Here is a 24,305-nt window from a genome sequence, read left to right as displayed (position 1 = left end):
GTTATATTCTCTCTTTTATCTTGTTTACAATGTTCTCAGCAACAAAACCATAGTGCTCAAAAAGTACTTTACCTGGTGCAGATTGTCCAAATTCATCTATTCCAAGCACAAATCCCTTATTTCCTATATACTTGTACCAGATATCAGTTGTCCCTGCCTCCACTGCTACCAGAAGTGAGGCCCTTTTATCAATAACCATCTCCTTATAAACCTTATCCTGTTCTTCAAAAACCTCCAGACATGGAAGGGAAACTACCCTGGTGGGTATTCCTTCTTTATTCAAATGAGATGCAGCCTCCACACATATGGACACTTCAGATCCAGTTGCAAGCAAAATAACCTTTGGAAGATCGCCATTTTCCTTAACAAGGATATATCCACCCCTTTTTGCCCCTTCAAATTGTTCCCTATTTACAAGTTGTCTTTTTAATACCTGCCTGGATAGGATAAAAGCAGTAGGACCACTGCTTTTAAATAGGGCATGAGAGTAGGCAACTGCACATTCTATAATGTCGCAGGGTCTAAACACCTTTAAATTGGGAATAAGTCGTAGAGAAGATATATGTTCAATGGGCTGGTGCGTTGGTCCATCTTCTCCAACCCCAATAGAGTCATGGGTTAAGATGTAGAGGACCTTAAGTCCCATTAAGGCAGATAACCTTATTGCATTTCTCATGTAATCTGAAAACACCAAAAAGGTTCCTCCATATGGAATAAAACCACCATGAAGGGCAAGACCATTCATTATTCCTGCCATTGCAAATTCTCTAACACCATAGTGGAGGTAATTTGCAGGGGGATTTTCCTTGGTATAGGGGACAGATCCCGAGTGTTTGGTATTATTTGAGCCACTTAGGTCTGCAGAACCACCAATTAGTTCCGGAAGATTATTCGCTATCTTATCCAGAACTAATCCAGAGGCCTTTCTGGTTGCAATATCCCTCTTGTCTTCCAGGAACTCTGCCACATACTTTTCAAAGGACTCATGAAAATCCTCTGGCAGATCTCCATTAATTCTCCGCAAAAATTCCTCTGCTTCTTCAGGATATAATTTTTTAAATTTTTCTAGCTCTATGTTCCATCTGTTTTCCAGTTCCTTGCCCTTTTTTCTGGCATCCCAGGCCTTATATATATGCTCTGGTATCTCAAAAGGGGGATATTCCCACCCCAGATTTTTTCTTGCCGCATCAATTTCATCCTGTCCCAAAGGTGCTCCATGGGTCTTCTCGCTTCCAGCAAGATTAGGGGCGCCAAAGCCAATCTGGGTCTTAAAGCAAATAAGAGATGGCCTTTTGAGCTCCTGCCTTGCTTCCTCTATTGCCTCATATATCTCATCTGGGTTATGGCCATCAACATTACATATTACGTGCCAGTCATAGGCCTCAAACCTCTTTTTTATGTCTTCAGTAAACCACCTATCTGTTTTGCCATCTATTGTAATGGAATTGTCATCATATAAGGCTATGAGTTTTCCAAGACCCCATGTACCAGCAAGAGAACAGGCCTCGTGGGAAATACCTTCCATGAGACAGCCATCGCCTAAAAGCACATAGGTATAGTGATCCACAATCGTTAAGTCCTGCTTATTAAAGGTTGATGCCAGGATCTTTTCAGCCAGTGCCATCCCAACTGCATTTGCAAGACCCTGTCCAAGGGGACCTGTGGTTGTCTCAACCCCTGGAGTTACACCATATTCTGGGTGTCCTGGTGTCTTTGACCCAAGTTGCCTAAAATTTTTTATATCATCAATAGTCAAGTCATATCCAGTTAAATGCAAAACAGAATATAGGAGCATTGATGCATGGCCGTTTGACAACACAACCCTGTCTCTATTGGGCCACTTTGGGTTTTGGGGATTGTGTCTTACAAAATCCCTCCACAAAACTTCTGCAATATCTGCCATGCCCATGGGTGCACCAGGATGACCAGAATTTGCCCTTTGCACAGCATCCATGGAAAGAAATCTAATTGCATTTGCAAGTTCTCTTCTGCTAACCATTTAAATATTCCTCCAAGCTATATGAAATAATTGTTTTTGACTCTATTAATCTTGACCTGTGAACTTAAGGGATATAGAGAGAAGTATGCAGAGTCAACAACTTTTTTATAGGAGTGATTATGAAAACTAAATTTATATTATCTCCCTCTCTTCTCTCATGTGATTTTGCAAATATTGAAAAGGAATTAAAAGGTCTTGAGGAGGCAAAAATAAAATGGGTCCACTGGGATGTCATGGATGGACACTTTGTACCCAATATCACCCTGGGACCGGTAATTATTAAAAAATGCAGACCCAAAAGTTCCCTTTTTTTTGACGTGCATTTAATGATTGAAAATCCTGAAAGATATTTAATGGCATTTAAAAAAGCAGGGGCTGATCTTCTATGCGTACATGCTGAAGCATGCATCCACTTAGATTCTGTGATTTCCCAAATTTCAGAACTTGGTGTAAAACCAGCAGTGGCCTTAAATCCACACACACCAATAGAAATAATAAAATACATATTGCCAAAACTATACATGGTCCTTATAATGAGCGTAAACCCTGGATTTGGTGGACAGAAATTTATCCCATATACAGTAAAAAAGGTGAAGGAAATAAGACAGATGATAGATTGTGAGGGATTGGACACCTTAATACAGGTAGATGGAGGAGTTAGTTTAGATAATGCTAAAGATCTAGTTAATGCCGGGGCTAATGTCTTAGTATCAGGCTCTGCATTTTTCAATTATCCCCCTTATGACAAAAGACACAAAGAGTTTTTAGATGCGATTTCTAAAAAATAAAAAATTTAATGACTACTTATACCTGGAAGATGATAGATGAAGAAGCTAATTTATGTTTTTATATTTATATTTTTAGGCACCATTAGTGCTTTAGGAGGTAATCATATGATACTCAAAAGTAACTCTTATCCAGATCAAGGCCTTATGCCAAAAAAATATGTAATGAAGACCATAGGTGGTGAGAACATATCCCCTGAGTTCACCTGGGAAAATGCACCATCAGAAACCAAATCTTTTGTACTTATCATGGTAGATCCCCATCCAGTTGCAAGAAACTGGCTCCATTGGGCAGTCATAGACATACCTTCAAATTTAACATCCCTTAAAGAAGGCTTTTCTCTATCTAACAGTTGCTCAACATGCAAAGAACTCATAAATTCTTTTGGATTTAGGGGATATGGTGGGCCACAACCCCCAAGGGGTACAGGAAAACACCCCTATGTAACCACTATATATGCCCTTGATGTAAAAGAAATAAAGGTGAGAGAAAATCCAACGTATGAAGAGCTATTAAAGGCCATATCTCCCCACGTGCTGAATAAGACAAGCTATACTGGATATTTTGAACAAAAATAACAAGCACCCATCTCGGTTTTTTTTGCTTATTCAAGGGTAATAATATTGGCCTGTGAAAAAGATAATCTCATTGCCCAGATTATTATAAATCCCATATGGTGGTAATAAGTGTGTCCCATCTAGTATCTAATGTAAACTGTAACTGAAGATACTCCAGATTATCTGCATCCCAATTTTCTGGATCTGGATACCATATACTTAAACCATGTACATTGCCAAGAATAGAAGGGGGATTTGAATCTTCCGAATCTGTTGATACACCAGATGATATCATAGCATTCTGGATCGCAGAGAGTACATCCTGTGCCTTGGTGAAATAAGAGGGAAAAGAGTCTTGAATCAAGTAAATAAGATGGTATAAATCCACATAGGAATCATTTAAATCAATCCCAAATTCATCGCCTCCATCATCAAACTTTTGAACACCATTATATATGGTAGTCTTCAGGGCATTCTTCAAGGCCGGATCCCCCTGGACTCCATTAATTAAATCCCCAGTAAAATCACTTAGTGAGTCGATCAGAGAGTCCATCTTAGATAGGTCAATTGCTGACAGGGTTGCTTCATCACTTGAAGTATAAGAGGAGACAAAAAGTTCTACTATTTTTTTACTGAGATCATAAGAAGTTATATTGCCTTCTTTATCTTTAATTAAATAGGACAAAATAGCATCATAGGGCCATCCAGCAAACGGCTCAGTATTTTCTGAGGCCACCATAAAATCAGCATAATCTTTAATTTCATAGGCTATTTCCACCATGCCCATTAGACACGCATCCATACCAACTATATCTATTTTTTTCCCAATGTGTTCCTTTATCTTTGCAAGGGAATATCCCAGATCTGGTATGCTCATGGCCACTCCATTTGAAGTGTCGTCTTCAAATATATCTCTTTTTGCACGAATACTCTTAAATCCTGTACCATGATCCCATAATACAAGTAGATAATGTTCTGCTGGATAATTATCCACTGCCCAGGTAACAAAATCTATTAATGTATCTGGTTCTGCCATATTTAATTCACCAAGATCAGCTAATAATCGATTCTCATTTTGCAATATAAAATACCTTTTTGTTGTGTCTGAATTTGAATCAGTCTGAACTACTACATTAACATCTTTTGATGAGCCTATTTTGGATATTTCATTTAGATCATTATCAATCTCCGTGCAAAGACTATTATCTCCATCCATGTAAACAATAACCGTCCATTTTGTTTTAAAAATAACATTGGAAACATACTTTATGCTGTGTACGTCATTATAATAAGCATCAAATATTATAAAATGTGGGCCACCCAATACACTTGATAGATTCTGTGAGGGAAGAATATAACTATCATCTAATTTATCTGTTCTGTAGTGAATTATTCTGGTGTCAGAATCATCAATTTTATCATCATCAGAAACATAAATATCCATATAATATGGTAAATGATTGGAGTTTACTTTCCAGGTAAATACCACATAATCATTACTGGAACGTGATATTTGAGATGGGCTTACTTCGTAGGAGTTCAATTTAAAAGAGATTTGTTCTTTACTATCCCCACCACCTCCTCCATTACATGAAAAAATAGATAAAAATACACATAAAGACAAAATCATAATTACTCTTTGAAAATATTTTTGCATATATTTGTCCTTAAATATAAAAAACTATTTAATTTAACTCTTTTTTAAAATTTTTATAGTACAATGTAATTTTTGATCTTTTAAAGTCTACAACCACTTTATAGGGTTGTTTAAAATCTCCAGGAAAAACAACTACTGGATAAGGGATAGCTATGTAACCTAAGTCGGGTTTGAGTGTAACTTTCTTTTTCTTAAAAACAAATTCTTCTTTACTATCTTTTAAAATGGTTAATTTAACGTCCCTGGCAACAATCACTTTCATGAGATTGGTTTTAAACATAAGGATATTTTTTCTTTTAAAAAAAATCTTTTTTGCTTTAACATGAACTATATATTTTCCTATCTTTCTACTAATGTCAATATCTTGAGCGGTTGGACCTACATCAGTTATCTTAGGAGGCTTTAATGAATATGTTTTTCTAATTACTTTATTGTTTTCAAAATAGAAAATTGCAATCACAATTCCTGCAAAAAGAATACTACCTATTAATAACCGTCTTTTCCACATAATAAATTTAAAAAAAGGAGGGCTTATAATGCCCTCCTTTGGAATAATTCCTCCAGCTATTTATTGAGTTGAAATCTCAGGGAGGAGTTTAAAAACAATAGCTTTATCGTATACTACGTTATAATCCTTATATTCATAATAAGCCAATCCATTTATTGAGTCGGGTTGAAGTAACCTATCTAATCCTGTAAATTTAGCTTCTATTTCCGATACATTTTCATTCGACTCTGTGACCTGGCTAAAATCTTCAGAGAATGACCAATCTGGACTATACCCATCCTCAAATTCATAATAAATAGTCTTAAATTCCTCACCTGAATAACCTGTATATAATATCCCATAACCATAATGTATGTTAATCTTCAAACTCCCTAAATAAAACTTCCATGACTCTCCCTGGGATTGATTTGTATGTCTCGCATATACATAAAAATACTGGCTATCACTACTCCTTGCTATCTTAATCTCTGTATTTCCCACTGTACGGAAAACAGGTATTGCATTCCAATCACTGGCATCACCATCAACGGTAATATCTGCTATTGGCACTTCATATGTATCAGTTGTATCTATTGGATTGCTCCAATCTATTTCTGGGACATTTTTTCCTATAATTTCTTCACCTCTTGAGGAATCAACAACATATAAATCATAGCCCTCTAACGAAGCCATTATTACATCCCTTAGTGTTTTTTCACCACAAGCTACATGATATAAAGTGAAATCAGAATCCGCTGGTTTAAAATACATCACTCCAATATTGTATAATTCCTGTATATAATAATTGTCATCATCCGCATGCACCATAGTTTTCCCCACATATTCCTCTATGTACATCTTTATATCTGCATATTGATCATCAATACCTACTTTAAAAGAGTCTAATATCTGTTTCCAAACCTGAGCTGTGGAATTATTGTCAATAAAGATGGCGTGTTGAACCTTACGTCTATTGGCAAAATAATCATCTGAAAGGTTATTTAAGATCTCATCATACTTATCAACTGCAGCTTTAAATGCTTCTATGGATTCCTGCAGTTTTAATGTGTCTATGTAGGTAAACAGGTTTTGATTATTAGTCATAAAGGATTCCAATTGATAGGAAGATAATTCCTGTCCACTTTCTATTAGATCTCTAATATCCTCACCATCCACTGTCCAATTAGATACGGTCAAATCAAGTGACTCTATATAGAGACAAATGGCCTTTACTGCTTTTACTATTGCCTCCATACTCTTTACGTCAAAATCGTCAAAATAGATGGTATCAAAACCTGTAACACTGATATTTGTATTTACACCCTCTGCATCCTGTAAGTCATCTAATACAGTATCCAGTTTACTAAGTAAATCATCAAGGACCCCTTTTAGTTCCTGATCATAATCAGCAAGTCTCAAAAGATTTAAAAAAATATCTTCAGGATTTAAATTGCCAAGGGTTGAATCCAGATTTAGCCCCAGGGTATCAAAAAAACTTTGATTATCCTGATACAACTTTAACAGGGTAGCAGTTGCCCTCCATAGGTGGGTTTCTTTTGTCTCAGGAAGAGAGTTAATAACATTGAGAAGGGTTGTAAAATTCTCATCTGTTGGATTATTTAAAAAATCTGCCATTGTAGTTGTTACATCTGGCAAATCAGAAGGGGCGCTGACCCATACTTTGAAAGAATCACTGGTCTTCTTGCCGTAAGCATCAGTTACAACTAAAGTTACATCAAAATATCCCTTAAGTGGAACATCAGAGGGCAGATTTAATTTACCAGTATAATAGCCAGTGCTATTGTCATAATCTGCCTCAGTTGCATTAGCGGTAAGTCCGTCAACTTTCCACGTAAAATTATCAACACCTAAAGCAGTATTTTCACCAGAATCTGGATCATAGGCATAAGCAAAAACATCTATTTGATCTCCTGCTTTAGGATCAACTGTTGATGTCCCAAAGGCATAAATAATAGGTGCCTGGTTCCCAACATGTACATCTATGCTATAAGTAGCATTGAATTCTCCATCATTTACTATTGTCTTTATGGTGTAATTTCCTTCTGAATTAAAAGTACAATTAACGCTATTTTGTTGAGTAGTACAATCACCACCTGATACATTCCAGGTATAACTCAGTGTATCACCATCTGGATCCCACGCATAAGCAGTAAAAGTGTATGAAGTATTTACCTTCAATGCATTCCAATCCCAGACATAATTTCCGTTCCGCTTAATATCAATACCATACACTTGAGGAGATCTATTTGAAATAACATCTATGCTAGCTAATTGAGAAGTTGATTTTTTACCATCTGATACTGTAGCATTAAAAGTTGTACTTCCAGACAGTCCAGTGGTATCCAGACTACATTGCCATGCAGCATAGCCATAATAAGAATATATCTCAGAACAGCTTTCTACTACACTCTCTGAATTAAATTGGGCGTCTGTTAAAGACAGATTCTCACTATCTACATCACTGGCATAAATATAAGCAGTCACCATACTTCCTGGTTTAACACCCCAGGCAGGATTAATTTGAATATATACCTCAGGAGCAATATCTTCTGGCTTACTAATATCAACACTGACTAATTGACCATTATCAGATGTTTCTTCTAAATCTACTTCTTTATCTACTTTAGCCCTCTTTTCCTGCCCAAGAGCGTAAATATAGTAAAGCGTATTTGACTTCACATCAAATAGGACCTCTCCATTTCCATCTGTCATTTTTGCGTCATAATAATTTGATCCATCATCTACAGTCACCCACTCATCTTTTATTGGATTACCATTCTGATCTTTAACAGTGACCTTAATCTGAGAATCAAATGGATTTTGTATCTGTAAATCCATATAATAGTCGCATCCAGAAAGTTCAGAATCCGTCAAATTAGATAAATCAATTTCATTTGCTATCCATCCATAGGCATAATATTCCCATGAAAATTCATAATTATTTTTAATAGCCTTAAGTATGTCAGAGGAATCCCCAGGGATAGAGACCTGAATTTTTGCCAGACCACTATTATCAGTAGAGCTATCCACATAGGTGTTACCTGCATTATCTGACTTCCCTTCAGCATACATCCACACTCTAGGAATAGGATTATTATTTTGATCCATCGCTTTTATACAAACTGTAATTTCCTTCGGTTCCTGACCAAACCATACTCCATAATCCAGGTTACAGTATGTCCAGCCTGGAGGCAAACAGCCTTTTACATAAAAACCAGATCCTGTTAAGCTCGTAGCACTATCTTCCACTGCTGTTCCATTACTGTAGTAAAGTTCCCCTTCAGTAATAAACTCCCACATGCCTGTATCTGGATTGTATCTCCAGATAGGCACATCATATTGACCCTTTCCAGGGACATCATCTGTAAGCTGAGAGATCTGACCATCTGGGACATTTAAGACTACTTCTAAATTTGAACACGTTCCATCCTGCCTATTTTTTTTCTCTTCAAAATCAACCTTTTTCCCATCTTGATCGGTAAAATCTGCATATAGAAAGGCTATGGATTTTAACTGGACAACCTTATCATCTGATTTTGTAGCAGGATAACCAGTGCCTTTAAATTCTCCAGGAAATTGTTTTATGTCCTTTGAATTACCACTATCAAACAATCTCATGGAGGCAGTAAGTTCTTCAACATTATCAGGGATACTATCTACAGGAATAGCTACTTGGGCTTTTGTTCCAGTAGCATTCACAGCATCATCAGCCCTTGTGGCCCTTTTTGCAAATATCTTTTTTGTACCATCAGGAGAATCCTTAATTCCAAAAATAATATATCCCCCATCTCTCTTATGTTTTATCGTTACAGTAGTCTTTTCTACTGGACTAACATCTGCTGACAACTTTACAGAATCACCAGCACTTAACTCAACAATCTTTTCATAAGGTGCACAACCATTCTTCTCAATAGTTAGTTTTGCCTGGGTAGAACTCTCTTTTTTAACCTGGACATTCAATAATGAAAACTCACCACTACTCTGAATTACTCCGTGGTAAGTCTTATCCCCAGATGAACCAAATGTTCCATCCCCATCAAGGTCAACAACAAGTGAAACAACACCCTGAGTTAAATTACTATCAGCTCTTACAGCACGTTTGCTCCCCCCGCTTCCAACTGTACCAACCAAAGAAGCACTCCCATATTGGACGCCACCACCTCCAGACGATGATCCTTCTGTAGAGGTACCTGAGTCACCACCACATCCATAGATTAAAACACCTAAAAACAAAAATAACACCCACCCCACTGTCTTTAGTCTCCTTAACTTTTTCATGAGACCCTCCTCTTTTTTGTTTTAATCATTTCCAGAAAACAATTTCCTGTCAATTAATATCGTCAATTCCCCTAGTCCATCAATGACATTAATCACAATATAATTCAAGAACCAATTTTTAAATTTGTCAATTTCATAACCCTCTCAGCTTCTTCAATCTTTCCCCTTTTCAAACATCCCATTACATATGTTTTTGACTTTATTTTCAACATCTTCTTTGCAGAATTAAGTTGATCGCCATCTAAATTTTCCCTTTTTAAAATTTTTATCAGGGAATATATCCTATATAAATCAAGGCCTATTATTTTTGATGAGAGTTGATCACATCTTCCCCCATACCTTATAACCAGAGGATATGGGCATAAACCAACAGGATATTTTAATGTAGCCCTAAGCCACATGTCATAATCTTCACATGCAAGTAAGCTTTCATCAAATGGGCCAATTTCTTCAAAAAATCTTTTAGAAAACATAACACAAGATGGGCTTATTAAACATAGTTCCAGTGATGGCTCAAATATCCAACCAGCCTTTTTCTTGTGCTTGTTTCCCGGATTTACCCTTTCCCCCCCCCTTATCCATATCTCTTCTGTCTGGGATATCTCAAATCCCCCTTCAATATGGAATCTTAGATGTACTTTTAATTTATCTTCAAGCCATTCATCATCAGAATCTAAAAGTGCAATTATATCCCCGCTACTTTCATATATTCCCTTATTTCTCGCAGCTGATACACCCCTATTTTCCTGAAAAATTATCTTTACCCTTAAATCATCAATTGATTCAAGTACCTCTTTTGTGTTATCTTGAGACCCATCATCTACAACAATTAATTCAAAATTTTTGAACGTCTGATTTAAAACAGAATAAATTGCCCTTTTTACAAGATGGGCCCTATTATAGGTAGGTATAATTATTGATACCTTCATGGATAAAAAATGGACAAATTAAAAAGTTTCTTACTAAATTATTTTTCTAAACAATTTCTTATAACAAAAGAAGCAATAGATTTTTTTGAGTCCAATTATGGAATATCCCATACAAAGGATCTACAAAAATTATTACAAAATGAGCCTCATCTACTAAAGCTTATTGTATATCCTGATAATAAATTTAAAGAAAATTTCTACACCATTGCACCACCCTATGTGTCCCGGAAGACCATAAAAGAATATTCCAGATATTTAAAACACAATATAAAACAATTACAATTAAATATATGTAGAGAAATTATAACCATATATCCACCTGAAAAATTTTTCATTGATTTATTCTTGGGCATCAAATGGCATGTTGAGATCCCTGATAAAATACTAAAGACTCTCTTTGAACTAAGACAACCCTCTACAGAAATCATTTATAAAATGAAAAACACCAATATCTCATGGAATGACAATGTTATTTCCTTTTTTGAGATGTTTTTCCTGAAATTTAAATCAAGAGAAGATTTAAAAGAATTAATTGACCTAATTCTAAATTTTTTCAACAGAGATGTAACTATCCTTGATATAAAAAAATTCCTAATAAAACGCCTCACACATATAAGACAATATCTCTCTTCTGCTATTTCCACCTCTGACAAAATAAATAAAATGGGACTTGAGTTTGTCCTTATGTCAAAGACCCCGGTTCTTGATGTAAATAGAGATAAGTTTGAGAGGGAAGCAAAGCTTCTACAAGATATCCTCTACAATTTATTTCCAGACCACACCCTTTAAAAAATATGCTTTAGGACATCCTCCTTGGTATCCCCACTACCACTTATACCGCTCTCTTCACCCCTGGATATTTCCCTGGGTTCAGTTCCTGCAATAAATGGAAGTATATAGCTCTCTTTTGTGTTGGGACCAGCCAGTTTTCCATTTTTTGCATCCACCCTGACCATAATAATCCCTGGAGGTCTTTTAAAATCCTCCACTGGATAATCTTCTTCAACCTGCTGTCTGTATTTTACAAAAATGGGACAGGCAGCCCGTGAGCCTGTCTCATATTTTCCCATTGGCGCAGGCACATCAAAACCAACATACACACCTGTCAATAGATATGGTGTAAACCCCATAAACCATGCATCCTTTTGTTCATCGGTTGTTCCTGTTTTTCCAGCTACAGGTCTTTTTAAGACCTTTGCCCTCCAGCCTGTTCCATATTTTACCACCTGTTGCATTAAGTAATCCATTATATACGCATTTTGAGGAGATATGGCTTTCTTTACAATAGAAGTTATGATCTCAATTTCCCTTCCAAAAGAATCTTCTATTTTCCTTATAATTACAGGGTCAATTATGGTCCCAAGTCTTGCAAAACCAGTATATGCCTTACAGAGATTTATAAGAGAAACCGAGGCACTTCCAAGGGAAACAGAGAGATTTCTTGGAAAATCTGCCTCAAGTCCCATTGTCCTTGCCCTTTTGATTATTGTGTCAATACCTATTTTCATGGCTATTCTAATGGTCACCAAATTTCTGGAATAGACCAGGGCTGTTCTAAAAAGTGTTGGTCCATATATTGTCCTCTCATAGTTTTCAGGACGCCAGGTGGAATTTGTGCTGAGGTCCCTATACACAATTGGTGCATCCAATATTACTGAGGCTGCTGTAAATCCATGATCTAAAGCTGCTGAATACACAATTGGCTTAAAAGCAGAGCCTGTCTGCCTCTTTGCTTGAGTCGCCCTATCAAATTGGCTCCTGGAAAAATCATAACCTCCAACAAGTGCAAGTACCTCTCCTGATTTTGGATCTAAAGAGACAACTGCTCCCTCAACTAAAGGTTCTTGCTCTAAATTTAAAGTTATATTACCGTTTTTATCTATCTTATCCAAAGACGCATATACAACATCCCCCACTCTTAATACCCTCGTTGCATCCCTTATCTTTGGGACCTCTTCCGGAGCCTTCTCAGGATTTATTTCCCTGCACCAGGACATGGATTTAACGGGTATGAAACCTGTATTGTTCCCAAATATTACCTGAGCACCTGTTTTTTTCACATTTTCTACAAGGACCTTTATCCACTTACCTAATTTAAGTTCCTGAAGTAGTTCGTTTGAATTGTGAGACAAAAATTTATCAATCTCTTGCTTTTTAATGAGATGCTCAATTGGTCCTCTAAAACCACGCCTTTTTGTTGAGGCAATAAGTCCTGCCCTTAGAGCCTTTTCAGCAGCCTTCTGATGTTTGATATCCATTGTAGTATAAACCTGAAGTCCTCCACAATAAGTCCTATCCTCTCCATATCTCTGGATTAAAAACCTCCTCACCTCTTCCAAAAAATATGGACCAATTTTCCAGGATGGATCTTCCATCTTTTTAAGCTCCAGGGGAGATGAGATTGCCTCTTCATACTGCTTCTTTGTAATCCACCCCAATTTCAACATCCGGGTGAGCACATATTTTTGTCTTATCTTTGCCCTGTCTGGATGTCTGTAAGGATTATACAGAGAAGGTGCCTTTGGAAGACCAGCTAGAATAGCGGCTTCAGCTAAAGTTAAGTCTTTTGCATGCTTTCCAAAATATGTCCTGGCAGCGGCCTCAACCCCATATGCACCTGCGCCAAGATATATCTGGGTGAGGTAGATGGTTAAAATTTCATCTTTGGTCAAATATTTTTCCAGTCTATACGCAAGGATTGCCTCCCTTATCTTTCTTTTATAACTCCTCTCAGGACTAAGGAGTATTGATTTTACCACCTGCTGGGTAATTGTAGATCCCCCTTGCACAATTGTACCAGCTTCAATATTTTTAATAGCCGCCCTGAGTATTCCCATAAAATCAATTCCCTTGTGGTGATAAAATTCACTGTCCTCGGCTGCCAAAAACGCATCTTTTACATAGTCTGGTACATCTTTTAGGGAAAACAAAAAACGATTCTGTCTATAAAAATATCCAATCACTGAATTATTTCTCGAATAAACTGTAGTGGTGAGGCATGGGCTGTAGTCTGTAATCTTCTTTATTTCAGGAAGCCCCCTGGAAATCCAGAAATAACCACCTATTAAAAATCCTGCCCCTAATATTCCAATAACCAGAAAAAATATAAACAAGATTTTAATGTATCTCATGTTCTTCTTACGTTTAATATTAAAGAGTTAGTTATTGGTGTGTCGTGTATGTGATCTGTGTCTGAGGGTAGTCTTCACCCTTCTACCTTCATCCTTCTACCTTTCACCAATCACTAATCACTATTCACTAATCTAAAAAAATAAGCAGTTAAACTTTTTATGCTTCTACACAATGAACAAGCTCCCAGCCATGAAACAGTAAAATGATCTTCTTTAGCTCTTTATTTTTTTGTAACCAGTATTGCACCAATTCATCTTCTTTATATGCATCAAGTTGTTTTCTTGCCTCCTCTAATTTTCTCTCTATCTTTTCTTCATTTATTTCCCCTCTTTTTATATACTTGATCTCTATTAATCCAAAATACTTCACATATTCATTTCTGGGATATATTAAAATATCTGCATATCCTTTATTTAATTCTTGTTCACTCCTGACTCCTAAATATCCGCTTAAATTAATATAAACTAAATATAACATCTTTATTGCTGTTTCATTATGTATATAATCCCTTATTCCTGTTGATTTATTTAATACTTCACCCAGATATTTAAATACATCTAATTTACCTTCCAAGGCAAATTTTTCTAGTTTATCCTCAAATGTCATCATATTTATTTTAAAGAGATCATTCACTTTCAACAATTTAGCCATATATTCACTTATTAAATAACGAACAGTTTCATTAACCAGCCCCACCCCCAGCTTTAAACTGAAATCTTTTATAGTAATCAGACCAAGATAATATAAAAGAGATGTAAAATTTTCCTCATCAGATAATTCAAAAGCAGAAAATGCATCTTTTATTTTTGATACTTTGACCAAATTTCCTGTAACTATATTTTCCAGTAAATTAAAATTACCATTTAATTTTTTATCTGTATATACCAGCCACCTTAATTTCCCATAATCTATCCTTATATTAATATCTGTCATCTCTTCAGGTGGCTCACCTGTTTGTAATAATTTACTTACATAATACATCACCATATCTGGATTATAAACTCTTTCGTATGATTTTGGTGAAAATCTGTAATTATTATACCACGTATTTATGGAATCAAAGTCAATATTCAAACTATAATATTTACATAATTCCTGCAGTTCTTCCTTTGTTATACCCAGCATGCCATTTAGACGAGGATTATTGCTCTCAAACATTCCAATGTTAAATCCACTGGTTACATCAAACATGGTCATTGGAGTAACACCGGTTATAAACATCTTTTTCAGTGGACTGCCTTCCATATCAGTTGCTGCTTTTAACACCTTAAAAAATTGCTTAAATAATGATTCCTGTTCAGATACCAATTTTGTATATCCTTCTTTATCTTTACTTAAAAGCTCATTAGCAAAGTTGTCATATTCATCTATTAAACAATAAATTCTCATTTGATATTTCTTTAACTTTAAAAATAATTGATCCAGCAAGTCTATTGGATTATCTACAGTCAATTTTACATCTAATTCATATCTTTCAACAAACTCTTCTATCCTGGAACGCACATAATAATAGAAACTATCTTTATACCTGCTACTATCAATAGAACTAAAATTAAATCTTAGTATTTTGTAACTGTTTGCTTCTTTCGTCTTATTCTCAACTATCCATGTGTCTTTGAATATCTCTCTAAATTCTTCTTTATATTTCTCATCATAATAATAATGAAGCATTGAAAGAAATAGCGACTTACCAAAACGTCTGGGACGAATAAAAAATATATATCGTGGAAGGAGTTCAATTATTGGAATATATTTTGTCTTATCAACATAATAAAAATTATCCAATTTTATCTCTTTAAACTCACTTAAACCATAAGGTATTTTCTTCATCTCTCTGGATCTCCCATCTCCTGATCCCCTGGTATAAAGGTTAAAAAATGCAGTTATAAAGGTAAAACCGTAAATTTATGATCTCAACCAATTAACTCCATTAAATTTTAATCTGCCTTTTCCAAGTAAATCATGAAGATGAACAACACCTTTTACAACCATTTTTTCATCTACCACTGGAAGTACAGTAATTTCTGCCTGTTCCATAATATCCAGCATCCTGGCACCAGTTTCCCCTTCCCTTCCAAACCTGGGATTTTTAGTCATAAAGTGGTAGACACTACCATCTAAATCCAGCCTATCTCTTACCACCATCCGCCTTACATCCCCATCTGTTAAAATCCCTTTTAATCTGTTTTTATCATCAACAACTATCACACAGCCAAGACCACCACTATCTATTTCTCCTATGGCATCTTTTAGTTTTGCATTTATATGAACAATGGGGAGATTGTCCCTTTGCATTATCTTATCTATATCCATTGAAAGTCTTCTGCCCAAATCCCCTCCAGGGTGAAACCTCTTAAAATCTTCTTTTTTAAATTCTTTCCACCTGGTCAGGGAAACAGCAATTGCATCTCCCAAGGCAAGTGTTGCAGTGGTTGATGCAGTTGGGGCCAAATTTAAGGCACACGCTTCCCTGGGAACGTATATAGATAGCACAAAATCGCTCATTTTTGCCAGTGTAGAATCCCTTTTTGAGGTCATAGCAACGATTTTTAGGCCAAGGCTTTTTAAAACAGGTATTATAACATTTAACTCATCTGTCTCCCCACTATTTGATATGGCCAAAACAACATCCTCTTTTTGGATCATACCAAGGTCCCCATGCGCTCCTTCCACAGGGTGGAGAAAAAATGCCGGGGTACCAGTGCTGCTCAAGGTTGCTGCGATCTTTCGCCCAACCAGACCTGATTTACCTATTCCTGTTACAACAATTCGCCCCTTACATGTGGCAAGTAATTTGAGTACACTGTAAAATTCCCTGTCTAAATTTTTTTTGACCTCTAAAATTCCTTCAACTTCAATATCTAAGACTTGCCTGGCAAATTCCACCCACTCATCTGGGGACCTACCTCTCATGTTACAAATCTCCTCCAGATATAATGTTCAAGGTTCAATGTTCAATGTTCGAAGTTCAAGGTTCAAAGTTTAACGTTTAATGTTTTAGTACTCTTCATCCTTCTACCTTCTACTAATCACTAAAGACTAACCACTAACAACTAAAAACTAACAACTGCTATAATCTGTGTCTGTGGTCTGTAACTTTCACATACACATACACTTACACATACACATACACACACCCTTCCACCTTTCACTAATCACTATTCACTAATTTACAGCCTATCAAAAAATAATTTCCCATATTCACTACATGGATCAATTGGATAATCACCGGTAAAACAGGCCAGGCAAAAATCATCCTCTCCATCAACAGCTCTAAGAAGGCCCTCTAAGGATAAATAATGTAAGGAATCCAGGCCAATAAAACGCTCAATATCCTCTACACTGTGATTTGCAGCAATGAGTTCTCCTTTTGAAGAAAAGTCAATTCCATAATAGCATGGAAATTTAATTGGGGGACAACTAACACGCATGTGCAGTTCCCTTGCCCCAAGTTCCCTTAATTTTTTTATCCTTGTCCTTATTGTAGTACCCCTGACAATCGAATCTTCCACAATAACTATCCTCTTATCCTTTATCATGTCCCTCACTGGATTTAGTTTCATCCTTACCCCAAAATCACGCATATCCTGAGAAGGCTGAATAAATGTCCTTCCAACGTAGTGATTTCTTATCATTGCATTTTCATAGGGGATAGAGGACCTGTGTGCATATCCAACAGCTGCATACACTCCAGAGTCAGGAAATGGCATACAAAAATCCGCATCAACCGGTGCCTCAGAAGCCAGGGCCATTCCCATCTTTTTCCTGGATTCATAGACATTTTTCCCAAAAACTGTGGAATCTGGCCTTGCAAAATATATGAGTTCAAATATACAAGAGCGCCTTTTAGGGAGATCTTTTTTTAGGAAAAAACTTTTCAGGGTCCCATTATCAATAACCACCATCTCCCCTGGTTCAATTTCCCTTAAATATTCAGCCTCCATGAGATCTAACGCACAGGTCTCTGAAGAAATGACATAGGAGGTTCCCATGCGACCAAGGACCAGGGGTCTAAAACCGTGTGGGTCTCTTAGTCCAATTAACTTATTGTTTACAAGCATAACAAGGGAATATGCGCCTTTTACCTTGTCGCATGCAGAGATAATAGCCTCTTCTATCTCTTTTGAGCATGTTTCATGGGCAATTAAATGGACAAATATCTCGCTGTCCATGGTAGTTTGAAATAATGCACCTTTATTTTCAAGCTCCCGTCTGAGCTCCACTGTATTTACCAGATTTCCATTGTGTCCAATGGCCATGTGAATGCCTTTAAAATAAGTAATAAAGGGCTGCACATTTCTAAGCAGCGAGGCACCAGTAGTGGAATAGCGCACATGTCCAATTGCAATATTCCCCTTTAATTCATGAGATAGGTGTTTTTCATTAAATACCTCGGCAACAAGCCCCATCCCCCGCTCTTCCCTTAATTTTTTTCCATCCCAGGTGACGATTCCAGCACCTTCCTGTCCCCTGTGCTGCAGGGCATATAGGCCAAAATATGCGAGTCTTGCTGCTTCCTTGTGATTATAAATTCCAATAAGCCCACAGGATTCTCTTTTCATGTCTTAAAAACCTTTATTATTATCTTCTTATTAAATGGCATATCACCCTTTACTCATTATAATATTCCTGGATAGAACGAACCTGATACCCCCTACCCCCTTTTAGTTCCTTAAGTGCCATAACCATTGCCTTTGCTGCTGCTACTGTGGTTGTGTAAGGGATATCATAAAGCAAGGTGGCCCGTCTAAGGGATGAAGAATCTTTAGCAGTTAACTTTCCAGATTTTGTGTTTATTATAAGATCCACTTCCCTATTTTTGATCATATCCAGGATATTGGGTCTACCCTCATACACTTTATTTACGACCTGGGATATAATCCCATATTTTTTTAAAAACTCTGCAGTACCTCTTGTTGCAATGAGTTCAAACCCCAGTTCTTCAAATCCCTTTGCAACTTCCACAATCTTTGGTTTGTCCCTGTCATTTACAGAAATAAATACCTTTCCTTCTCTGGGCAAAATCTGTCCTGCCCCAGCCTGTGCCTTTAGAAAAGACATGCCAAAACTCAGATCTATTCCCATAACCTCACCAGTTGATCTCATCTCTGGGCCTAAGAATACATCCACCCCTGGAAATCTATTAAATGGGAGTACCACTTCTTTAATTGAAGTAAATCCCCATTTTCTTTTTGACCAGGGATCTAGCTCTTTTAGGGTATGTCCCATCATCACATAGGTTGCAAATTTTGCCAGGGGCACGCCAGTTGCCTTGGATACAAAGGGAACTGTCCTGGATGCCCTGGGATTTACCTCAAGGACAAATATCTCACCATCTTTTATGGCATACTGTATATTCATAAGCCCTACTACATTTAACTCCTTTGCAAGGGCCACTGTCATATCATGTATCTGTTTCTTTATCTTATCAGAAAGAGTATGTGGTGGGATAACACACGCAGAATCACCTGAATGTATTCCAGCTTCTTCAATGTGTTCCATAATACCAGCAACATATACATCTTCTCCATCTGATATGGCATCAACATCCACTTCAATTGCATCTTCTAAAAATTTATCTAGTAATATAGGATGATCCGGGCTAATTACAACTGCCTCTCTAAAATATGCCCTGAGCTCAGACTCATCGTAAACTATCTCCATGGCCCTGCCACCAAGTACATATGAAGGCCTAACTACCAGGGGATATCCTATATCTTTGGCAAGATTTATTGCCTGTTCTTCTTCTTGAGCAGTGGCATTTACTGGCTGTTTTAGACCTAATTTTTGAATGAGATCCTTAAAACGTTCCCTGTCCTCTGCTCTATCAATGCTATCTGGAGAAGTTCCCAGGATATTTACCCCTGCCCTCATCAAAGGAACAGCCAGATTAAGGGGCGTTTGTCCTCCAAATTGGACGATCACCCCATATGGTTTTTCCTGCTCCACAATATTTAATACATCCTCAAAGGTTAATGGCTCAAAATAGAGCTTGTCTGATGTATCATAATCTGTACTCACGGTCTCAGGATTGGAATTTACCATTATTGTCTCAATACCAAGCTCCTTCAAGGCAAAGGATGCATGGACACAGCAATAGTCAAATTCTATCCCCTGACCAATCCTGTTTGGACCTCCACCTAAAATCATCACCTTTTTTTTGTCTGAAATCCGGACCTCATTTTCCTTTTCATAAGTGGAATAAAAATATGGGGTGTATGCCTCAAATTCAGCAGCACAGGTATCAACCAGCTTGTAAGTGGGAGTTATATTCAAAGATTTTCTAAGGCTCCTCACAGAAACCTCATCCATATCCAGACAAAGACCAAGCTGTTTATCTGAAAATCCCATCTCCTTTGCCCTTTTTAGCATAAAAATATCTTTTTCATCCTTAAAGGTTGGGGACCCCATGGACCACTCTTTTAGTTTATCTTCAAAGTCAATAACCTCCCTTATCTGTCTGATAAACCATGGATCTATAAATGATTCTTTGTATATTTCTTCATCTAGGATACCAGCCATTATAGCATATCTCAAATACTGGAGCCTATTTGAATTGGGGGTCCTGAGTTTATTTAAAATATCTTCTTTTGGAGGGATATCTGCATCTAACTTTGAGAGTCCAATGTGACCTGTCTCTATTGACCTGAAGCCCTTTTGCAGGGCCTCTTTGAAGGTGCGGCCAATGGCCATTGTCTCCCCCACGCTCCTCATGGAGGTTGTGAGCTCATCCCTTGAGCCAGGGAACTTCTCAAATGTAAATCTGGGGATCTTCACAACAACATAGTCAATAGAAGGCTCAAACGATGCAACAGTCTCTCTGGTAATATCATTTGGAAGCTCATCTAGCGTGTATCCAACGGCAAGTTTTGCGGCTATTTTTGCTATTGGAAATCCTGTGGCCTTGGATGCAAGGGCAGATGATCTTGAGACCCTGGGATTCATCTCTATAACCATGAGATCACCAGTATCAGGGTGCACTGCAAACTGTACATTTGATCCACCAGTTTCAACCCCTATTACCTTCATTATATCAAAGGCTGCATTTCGCATTATTTGATATTCTTTATCTGTTAAGGTCTGGGCAGGGGCAACAGTTATGGAATCACCTGTGTGGATCCCCATTGGGTCAAGATTTTCAATGCTACATATAACAACGCAGTTGTCATTTTTATCCCTCATAACCTCTAATTCAAATTCCTTCCAACCCAGTAGGGACTCCTCCAACATCACTTCTGAAGTCATACTGGCAGAAAGTCCCCTTGACGCTATCTGCAAAAGCTCTTCTATATTATAGGCAACTCCACCCCCAGTTCCTCCAAGGGTAAAGGCAGGTCTTACAATTATTGGAAAGGAAATCATATTTGCTATTTCCCTGACCTCATCTAAACTCCTTGCAATCCCACTTTTGGGAACCTTAAGACCAATTGATTCCATGGCCTCTCTAAAGAGCTCCCTGCTTTCTGCCTTTTTTATTGCATCCAGCTTTGCACCAATTAGCTCAACTCCATACTTGTCCAGTACGCCCATCTCAGCCACTGCTACAGCGGTATTTAGCCCTGTCTGACCCCCTAAAGTTGGGAGCAGTGCATCTGGTCTCTCCCTTTTTATTATCTCTTCAACAAAGTCAGGGGTAATTGGCTCAATATAAGTCCTATGTGCCATGTCCGGGTCCGTCATGATAGTGGCTGGATTTGAATTAATCAAAACAACCTGGTATCCTTCTTCTTTTAAGGCCTTTATTGCCTGTGTCCCTGAATAGTCAAACTCACATGCCTGACCAATGATAATTGGACCAGAACCAATTAGTAAAATTTTCTTTATATCTTTTCTCTTTGGCATAAATCTCACCTTTTATATTTAATGGGTTTTACCCTCAAAAAAACTCGTCCCTCCCTATACTCTATTATGTTTAAATGGGCAAGAAGCTTAAGGGACCTGTAAATTTCTTCCCAGGAAAGAGAGGTATATCTGGGGAGCCTCTGTTTAATACTTGACAATTTACCTATGGAGTCCAAATAATATAAAGTAGCCAGCACATATTTTGAATCAATATCCAGTTGCTCCATACTATTAATTTTCTTTTGTAGAGTTTCTGGAAGCTCAAGTAGGGGGGATAGACCTATTTTTTTTATTAATTTTGCCATTTGGTTATAATGTAAAAAATTTTATGAATTAATAATAACCGCTGTAACTGACAAACTAGTAATAGACATCATAACAGGTAGCAAGTCAAAAACTATATAATGGGGAGCAAAAATTATGGATGAGACAAATTATAAGACCATACGGAAGTTAAAGGTAAACCAGCGGGCAAAAATAATTGAGATAAGGGCCAATGGAGAATTGGGTAGAAGGATCAGAGACATGGGGATAGTCCCAGGGGCAGAAATAATGGTTATTGGAAGGGCTCCACTAAAAGACCCTGTAGCCATCAGGATAAACAATTTTACAATCACCTTGAGAAACAATGAAGCAGACTACATCATTGTGGATACAAACCTTTAGAGATAAGTTCAATGTCTTAATTTAAGACATAAAATATATGGATGTTAGCATTTGAATAAAAACCTCACTACATCCAATATTGACCCTGAACATTAAACTAAAACTAAAAAGAAGATCTTATGAAGGAAAGTTTAAAACAAATAAATGAATTTTGTTTTGAGATCCCAAAACAGGGCAGAATGAGGGTTCCAGCCAGGTTATTTGGCTCTAAAGATTTAATACAAGGGCTGGAGCCAAAGGTATTTGAACAAATTGCCAATGTTGCCACTCTGCCAGGAATTGTAAAGGCATCCTACGCCATGCCAGATGCCCATTGGGGATATGGGTTTCCAATTGGAGGAGTTGCAGCATTTGATCCTGACAAAGGAGGTATAATATCTGTTGGAGGGATCGGATATGATATTTCCTGTGGGGTTAGAACACTGGTTACCACTCTTACAAAAGAAGAGGTAGATGAAAAATTAAACCTAATAGCAACTACACTGTTTAAAAGGATTCCTGCTGGGGTTGGTGCTGAAGGTTTGATAAAACTATCTGAGTCGAAACTAGACGAGGTACTTATAAAAGGGGCACACTGGGCTATTTACAAAGGTTATGGACTTAAAGAAGACCTGGAATTTATAGAAGATGGGGGAATGATAAAAGGGGCAATGCCAGAGAAAGTATCCGCCATTGCCAAAAAAAGGCAGAAAAGACAAATCGGCACCCTTGGATCTGGAAACCACTACCTTGAAATACAATATGTGTCAAAAATCTATGACGAGAAAACAGCTATCCATTATGGTCTAAAAAAAAATCAGGTGGTTGTCACAATCCACTGTGGCTCCAGGGCACTTGGACACCAAATAGGCACAGATTATATCCACATCTTAAAAAAGGCCGCAGAAAAATATGGAATATATCTACCTGAAAGGGAGCTTGTATGTGCACCGATCTATTCAAAGGAGGGCCAGGACTTCTATGGAGCAATGGTATGTGGTATAAATTGCGCCCTTGCCAACAGGCAGGTTATAACCCATCTGGTTAGGGAGTGTTTTGATGAGGTATTCCCTGGAGTGAATCTGAGGCTCTTATATGATGTGAGCCACAATACCTGCAAAATAGAGATACATGAGATAGAGGGCCAGAAGAAAAAATTATATGTACACAGAAAAGGGGCAACAAGGGCATATCCCCCTTATTCACCTGAAATCCCCTTAAAATACCAAGAAGTTGGACAGCCAGTAATTATTGGTGGAACCATGGGTACAAGCTCATATATTCTGGCAGGAAATAAGGATCAGGAAGACCCTGCTTTTTTCTCTGCGTGCCATGGAGCAGGAAGGGCAATGAGCAGGAGACAGGCAACCAAGAGGTGGAGAGGAAAAGACGTGATAAATGCTTTGGCATCTAAAGGAATTTTGGTTCTGGCTGCTAGCAAAAGAGGGGCAGCAGAAGAGGCACCTGATGCTTACAAGGATGTTGATGAGGTGGTTAATGCAACCCATGAGGCTAAACTTGCAAGGAGGGTGGTAAAGCTAAGGCCAATGTGTGTAATCAAAGGTTAAATTCAATGAAAATAGACCATGATGCCCCAATACTGATTAGCGCATGTCTTCTTGGTATTGCATCAAGATATGATGGCAAATCAAAACCCCATCCAGGAATATTAGAACTCACCAAAACAAAAATTCTAATCCCTGTATGCCCAGAACAACTTGGGGGTCTTCCAACCCCCAGGGATCCAATGGAAATTTTGGGAAATAAGGTCATTACAAAAAATGGAATAGATGTGACAAAAAATTGCATAAAAGGGGCAAAAGAGACACTGAAAATCGCAAAACTCCTTGACATAAAACTTGCAATATTAAAGCAATATAGCCCCTCCTGTGGATGTGGAAAGATCTATGATGGAACATTTAGAGGAAAAGTGATTAAAGGAGATGGAATAACCACAAGGTTTTTGAAAAAA

At 37.4% G+C, this 24,305-nt stretch carries 17 protein-coding genes; 6 read left to right on the top strand and 11 right to left on the bottom strand.

What is annotated here, in order from left to right:
- Position 1 precedes the first annotated feature (1 nt).
- Positions 2-1,999: a transketolase gene (tkt, locus tag ACYQ0O_RS07500; protein ID WP_459891814.1), complete on the bottom strand. Its 1,998-nt coding sequence runs from the start codon at positions 1,997-1,999 to the stop codon at positions 2-4.
- A gap of 119 nt (positions 2,000-2,118) precedes the next feature.
- Between tkt and rpe the strand changes: the two genes are divergently transcribed.
- On the top strand, positions 2,119-2,787 hold the full coding sequence (gene rpe, locus ACYQ0O_RS07495) for a ribulose-phosphate 3-epimerase (protein WP_459891813.1): 669 nt from the start codon (positions 2,119-2,121) through the stop codon (positions 2,785-2,787).
- A gap of 105 nt (positions 2,788-2,892) precedes the next feature.
- Complete coding sequence (locus ACYQ0O_RS07490) at positions 2,893-3,363, top strand: YbhB/YbcL family Raf kinase inhibitor-like protein (RefSeq protein ID WP_459891812.1); 471 nt, start codon at positions 2,893-2,895, stop codon at positions 3,361-3,363.
- A gap of 82 nt (positions 3,364-3,445) precedes the next feature.
- Here the strand turns inward: ACYQ0O_RS07490 and ACYQ0O_RS07485 are convergent, their stop codons facing one another.
- The 4 genes from ACYQ0O_RS07485 to ACYQ0O_RS07470 form a co-directional block, all read right to left on the bottom strand.
- Positions 3,446-4,999, bottom strand: a complete 1,554-nt coding sequence (locus ACYQ0O_RS07485; RefSeq protein ID WP_459891811.1) for a clostripain-related cysteine peptidase — start codon at positions 4,997-4,999, stop codon at positions 3,446-3,448.
- Positions 5,000-5,027: 28 nt separating this feature from the next.
- Positions 5,028-5,507 carry a hypothetical protein gene (locus ACYQ0O_RS07480; RefSeq protein WP_459891810.1) on the bottom strand — a complete coding sequence of 160 codons (480 nt, stop codon included), beginning with the start codon at positions 5,505-5,507 and terminating at the stop codon, positions 5,028-5,030.
- Positions 5,508-5,567: 60 nt separating this feature from the next.
- Positions 5,568-9,785, bottom strand: coding sequence for an Ig-like domain-containing protein (locus ACYQ0O_RS07475; protein WP_459891809.1), 4,218 nt, complete (start codon positions 9,783-9,785; stop codon positions 5,568-5,570).
- A gap of 104 nt (positions 9,786-9,889) precedes the next feature.
- Complete coding sequence (locus tag ACYQ0O_RS07470; RefSeq protein ID WP_459891808.1) at positions 9,890-10,714, bottom strand: glycosyltransferase family 2 protein; 825 nt, start codon at positions 10,712-10,714, stop codon at positions 9,890-9,892.
- 9 nt (positions 10,715-10,723) lie between these two features.
- Between ACYQ0O_RS07470 and ACYQ0O_RS07465 the strand changes: the two genes are divergently transcribed.
- On the top strand, positions 10,724-11,503 hold the full coding sequence (locus ACYQ0O_RS07465; RefSeq protein WP_459891807.1) for a hypothetical protein: 780 nt from the start codon (positions 10,724-10,726) through the stop codon (positions 11,501-11,503).
- Here the strand turns inward: ACYQ0O_RS07465 and ACYQ0O_RS07460 are convergent.
- The 6 genes from ACYQ0O_RS07460 to ACYQ0O_RS07435 form a co-directional block, all read right to left on the bottom strand.
- Positions 11,500-13,845, bottom strand: a complete 2,346-nt coding sequence (locus tag ACYQ0O_RS07460) for a penicillin-binding protein 1A (RefSeq protein WP_459891806.1) — start codon at positions 13,843-13,845, stop codon at positions 11,500-11,502. The genes ACYQ0O_RS07465 and ACYQ0O_RS07460 overlap by 4 nt on opposite strands.
- 157 nt (positions 13,846-14,002) lie before the next feature.
- The gene (locus ACYQ0O_RS07455; protein WP_459891805.1) at positions 14,003-15,676 is read right to left on the bottom strand and encodes an AAA family ATPase; all 1,674 of its coding nucleotides are present in this window, start codon (positions 15,674-15,676) and stop codon (positions 14,003-14,005) included.
- Positions 15,677-15,751: 75 nt separating this feature from the next.
- Complete coding sequence (locus tag ACYQ0O_RS07450; protein WP_459891804.1) at positions 15,752-16,759, bottom strand: KpsF/GutQ family sugar-phosphate isomerase; 1,008 nt, start codon at positions 16,757-16,759, stop codon at positions 15,752-15,754.
- 257 nt (positions 16,760-17,016) lie between these two features.
- Positions 17,017-18,408 carry an amidophosphoribosyltransferase gene (purF, locus tag ACYQ0O_RS07445; RefSeq protein WP_459891803.1) on the bottom strand — a complete coding sequence of 464 codons (1,392 nt, stop codon included), beginning with the start codon at positions 18,406-18,408 and terminating at the stop codon, positions 17,017-17,019.
- Between the two features lie 49 nt (positions 18,409-18,457).
- Entirely contained in the window at positions 18,458-21,688 is a 3,231-nt protein-coding gene (gene carB, locus ACYQ0O_RS07440) for a carbamoyl-phosphate synthase large subunit (RefSeq protein ID WP_459891802.1), read from the bottom strand.
- Positions 21,689-21,693: 5 nt separating this feature from the next.
- On the bottom strand, positions 21,694-21,993 hold the full coding sequence (locus ACYQ0O_RS07435; protein ID WP_459891801.1) for a hypothetical protein: 300 nt from the start codon (positions 21,991-21,993) through the stop codon (positions 21,694-21,696).
- A gap of 115 nt (positions 21,994-22,108) precedes the next feature.
- Between ACYQ0O_RS07435 and ACYQ0O_RS07430 the strand changes: the two genes are divergently transcribed.
- The 3 genes from ACYQ0O_RS07430 to ACYQ0O_RS07420 form a co-directional block, all read left to right on the top strand.
- Positions 22,109-22,354, top strand: a complete 246-nt coding sequence (locus tag ACYQ0O_RS07430) for a FeoA family protein (RefSeq protein ID WP_075068605.1) — start codon at positions 22,109-22,111, stop codon at positions 22,352-22,354.
- Positions 22,355-22,473: 119 nt separating this feature from the next.
- Positions 22,474-23,901, top strand: coding sequence for an RtcB family protein (locus ACYQ0O_RS07425; protein ID WP_459891800.1), 1,428 nt, complete (start codon positions 22,474-22,476; stop codon positions 23,899-23,901).
- Positions 23,902-23,906: 5 nt separating this feature from the next.
- On the top strand, positions 23,907-24,305 hold a 399-nt coding region (locus ACYQ0O_RS07420; RefSeq protein WP_459891799.1), incomplete at its 3' end, for a 2-thiouracil desulfurase family protein.

The sequence above is a fragment of the Desulfothermus okinawensis JCM 13304 genome (assembly GCF_054654515.1).
The sequence above is the reverse complement of the archived record's forward strand: the minus strand, read 5'-3'. Positions and strand labels throughout refer to the sequence as shown.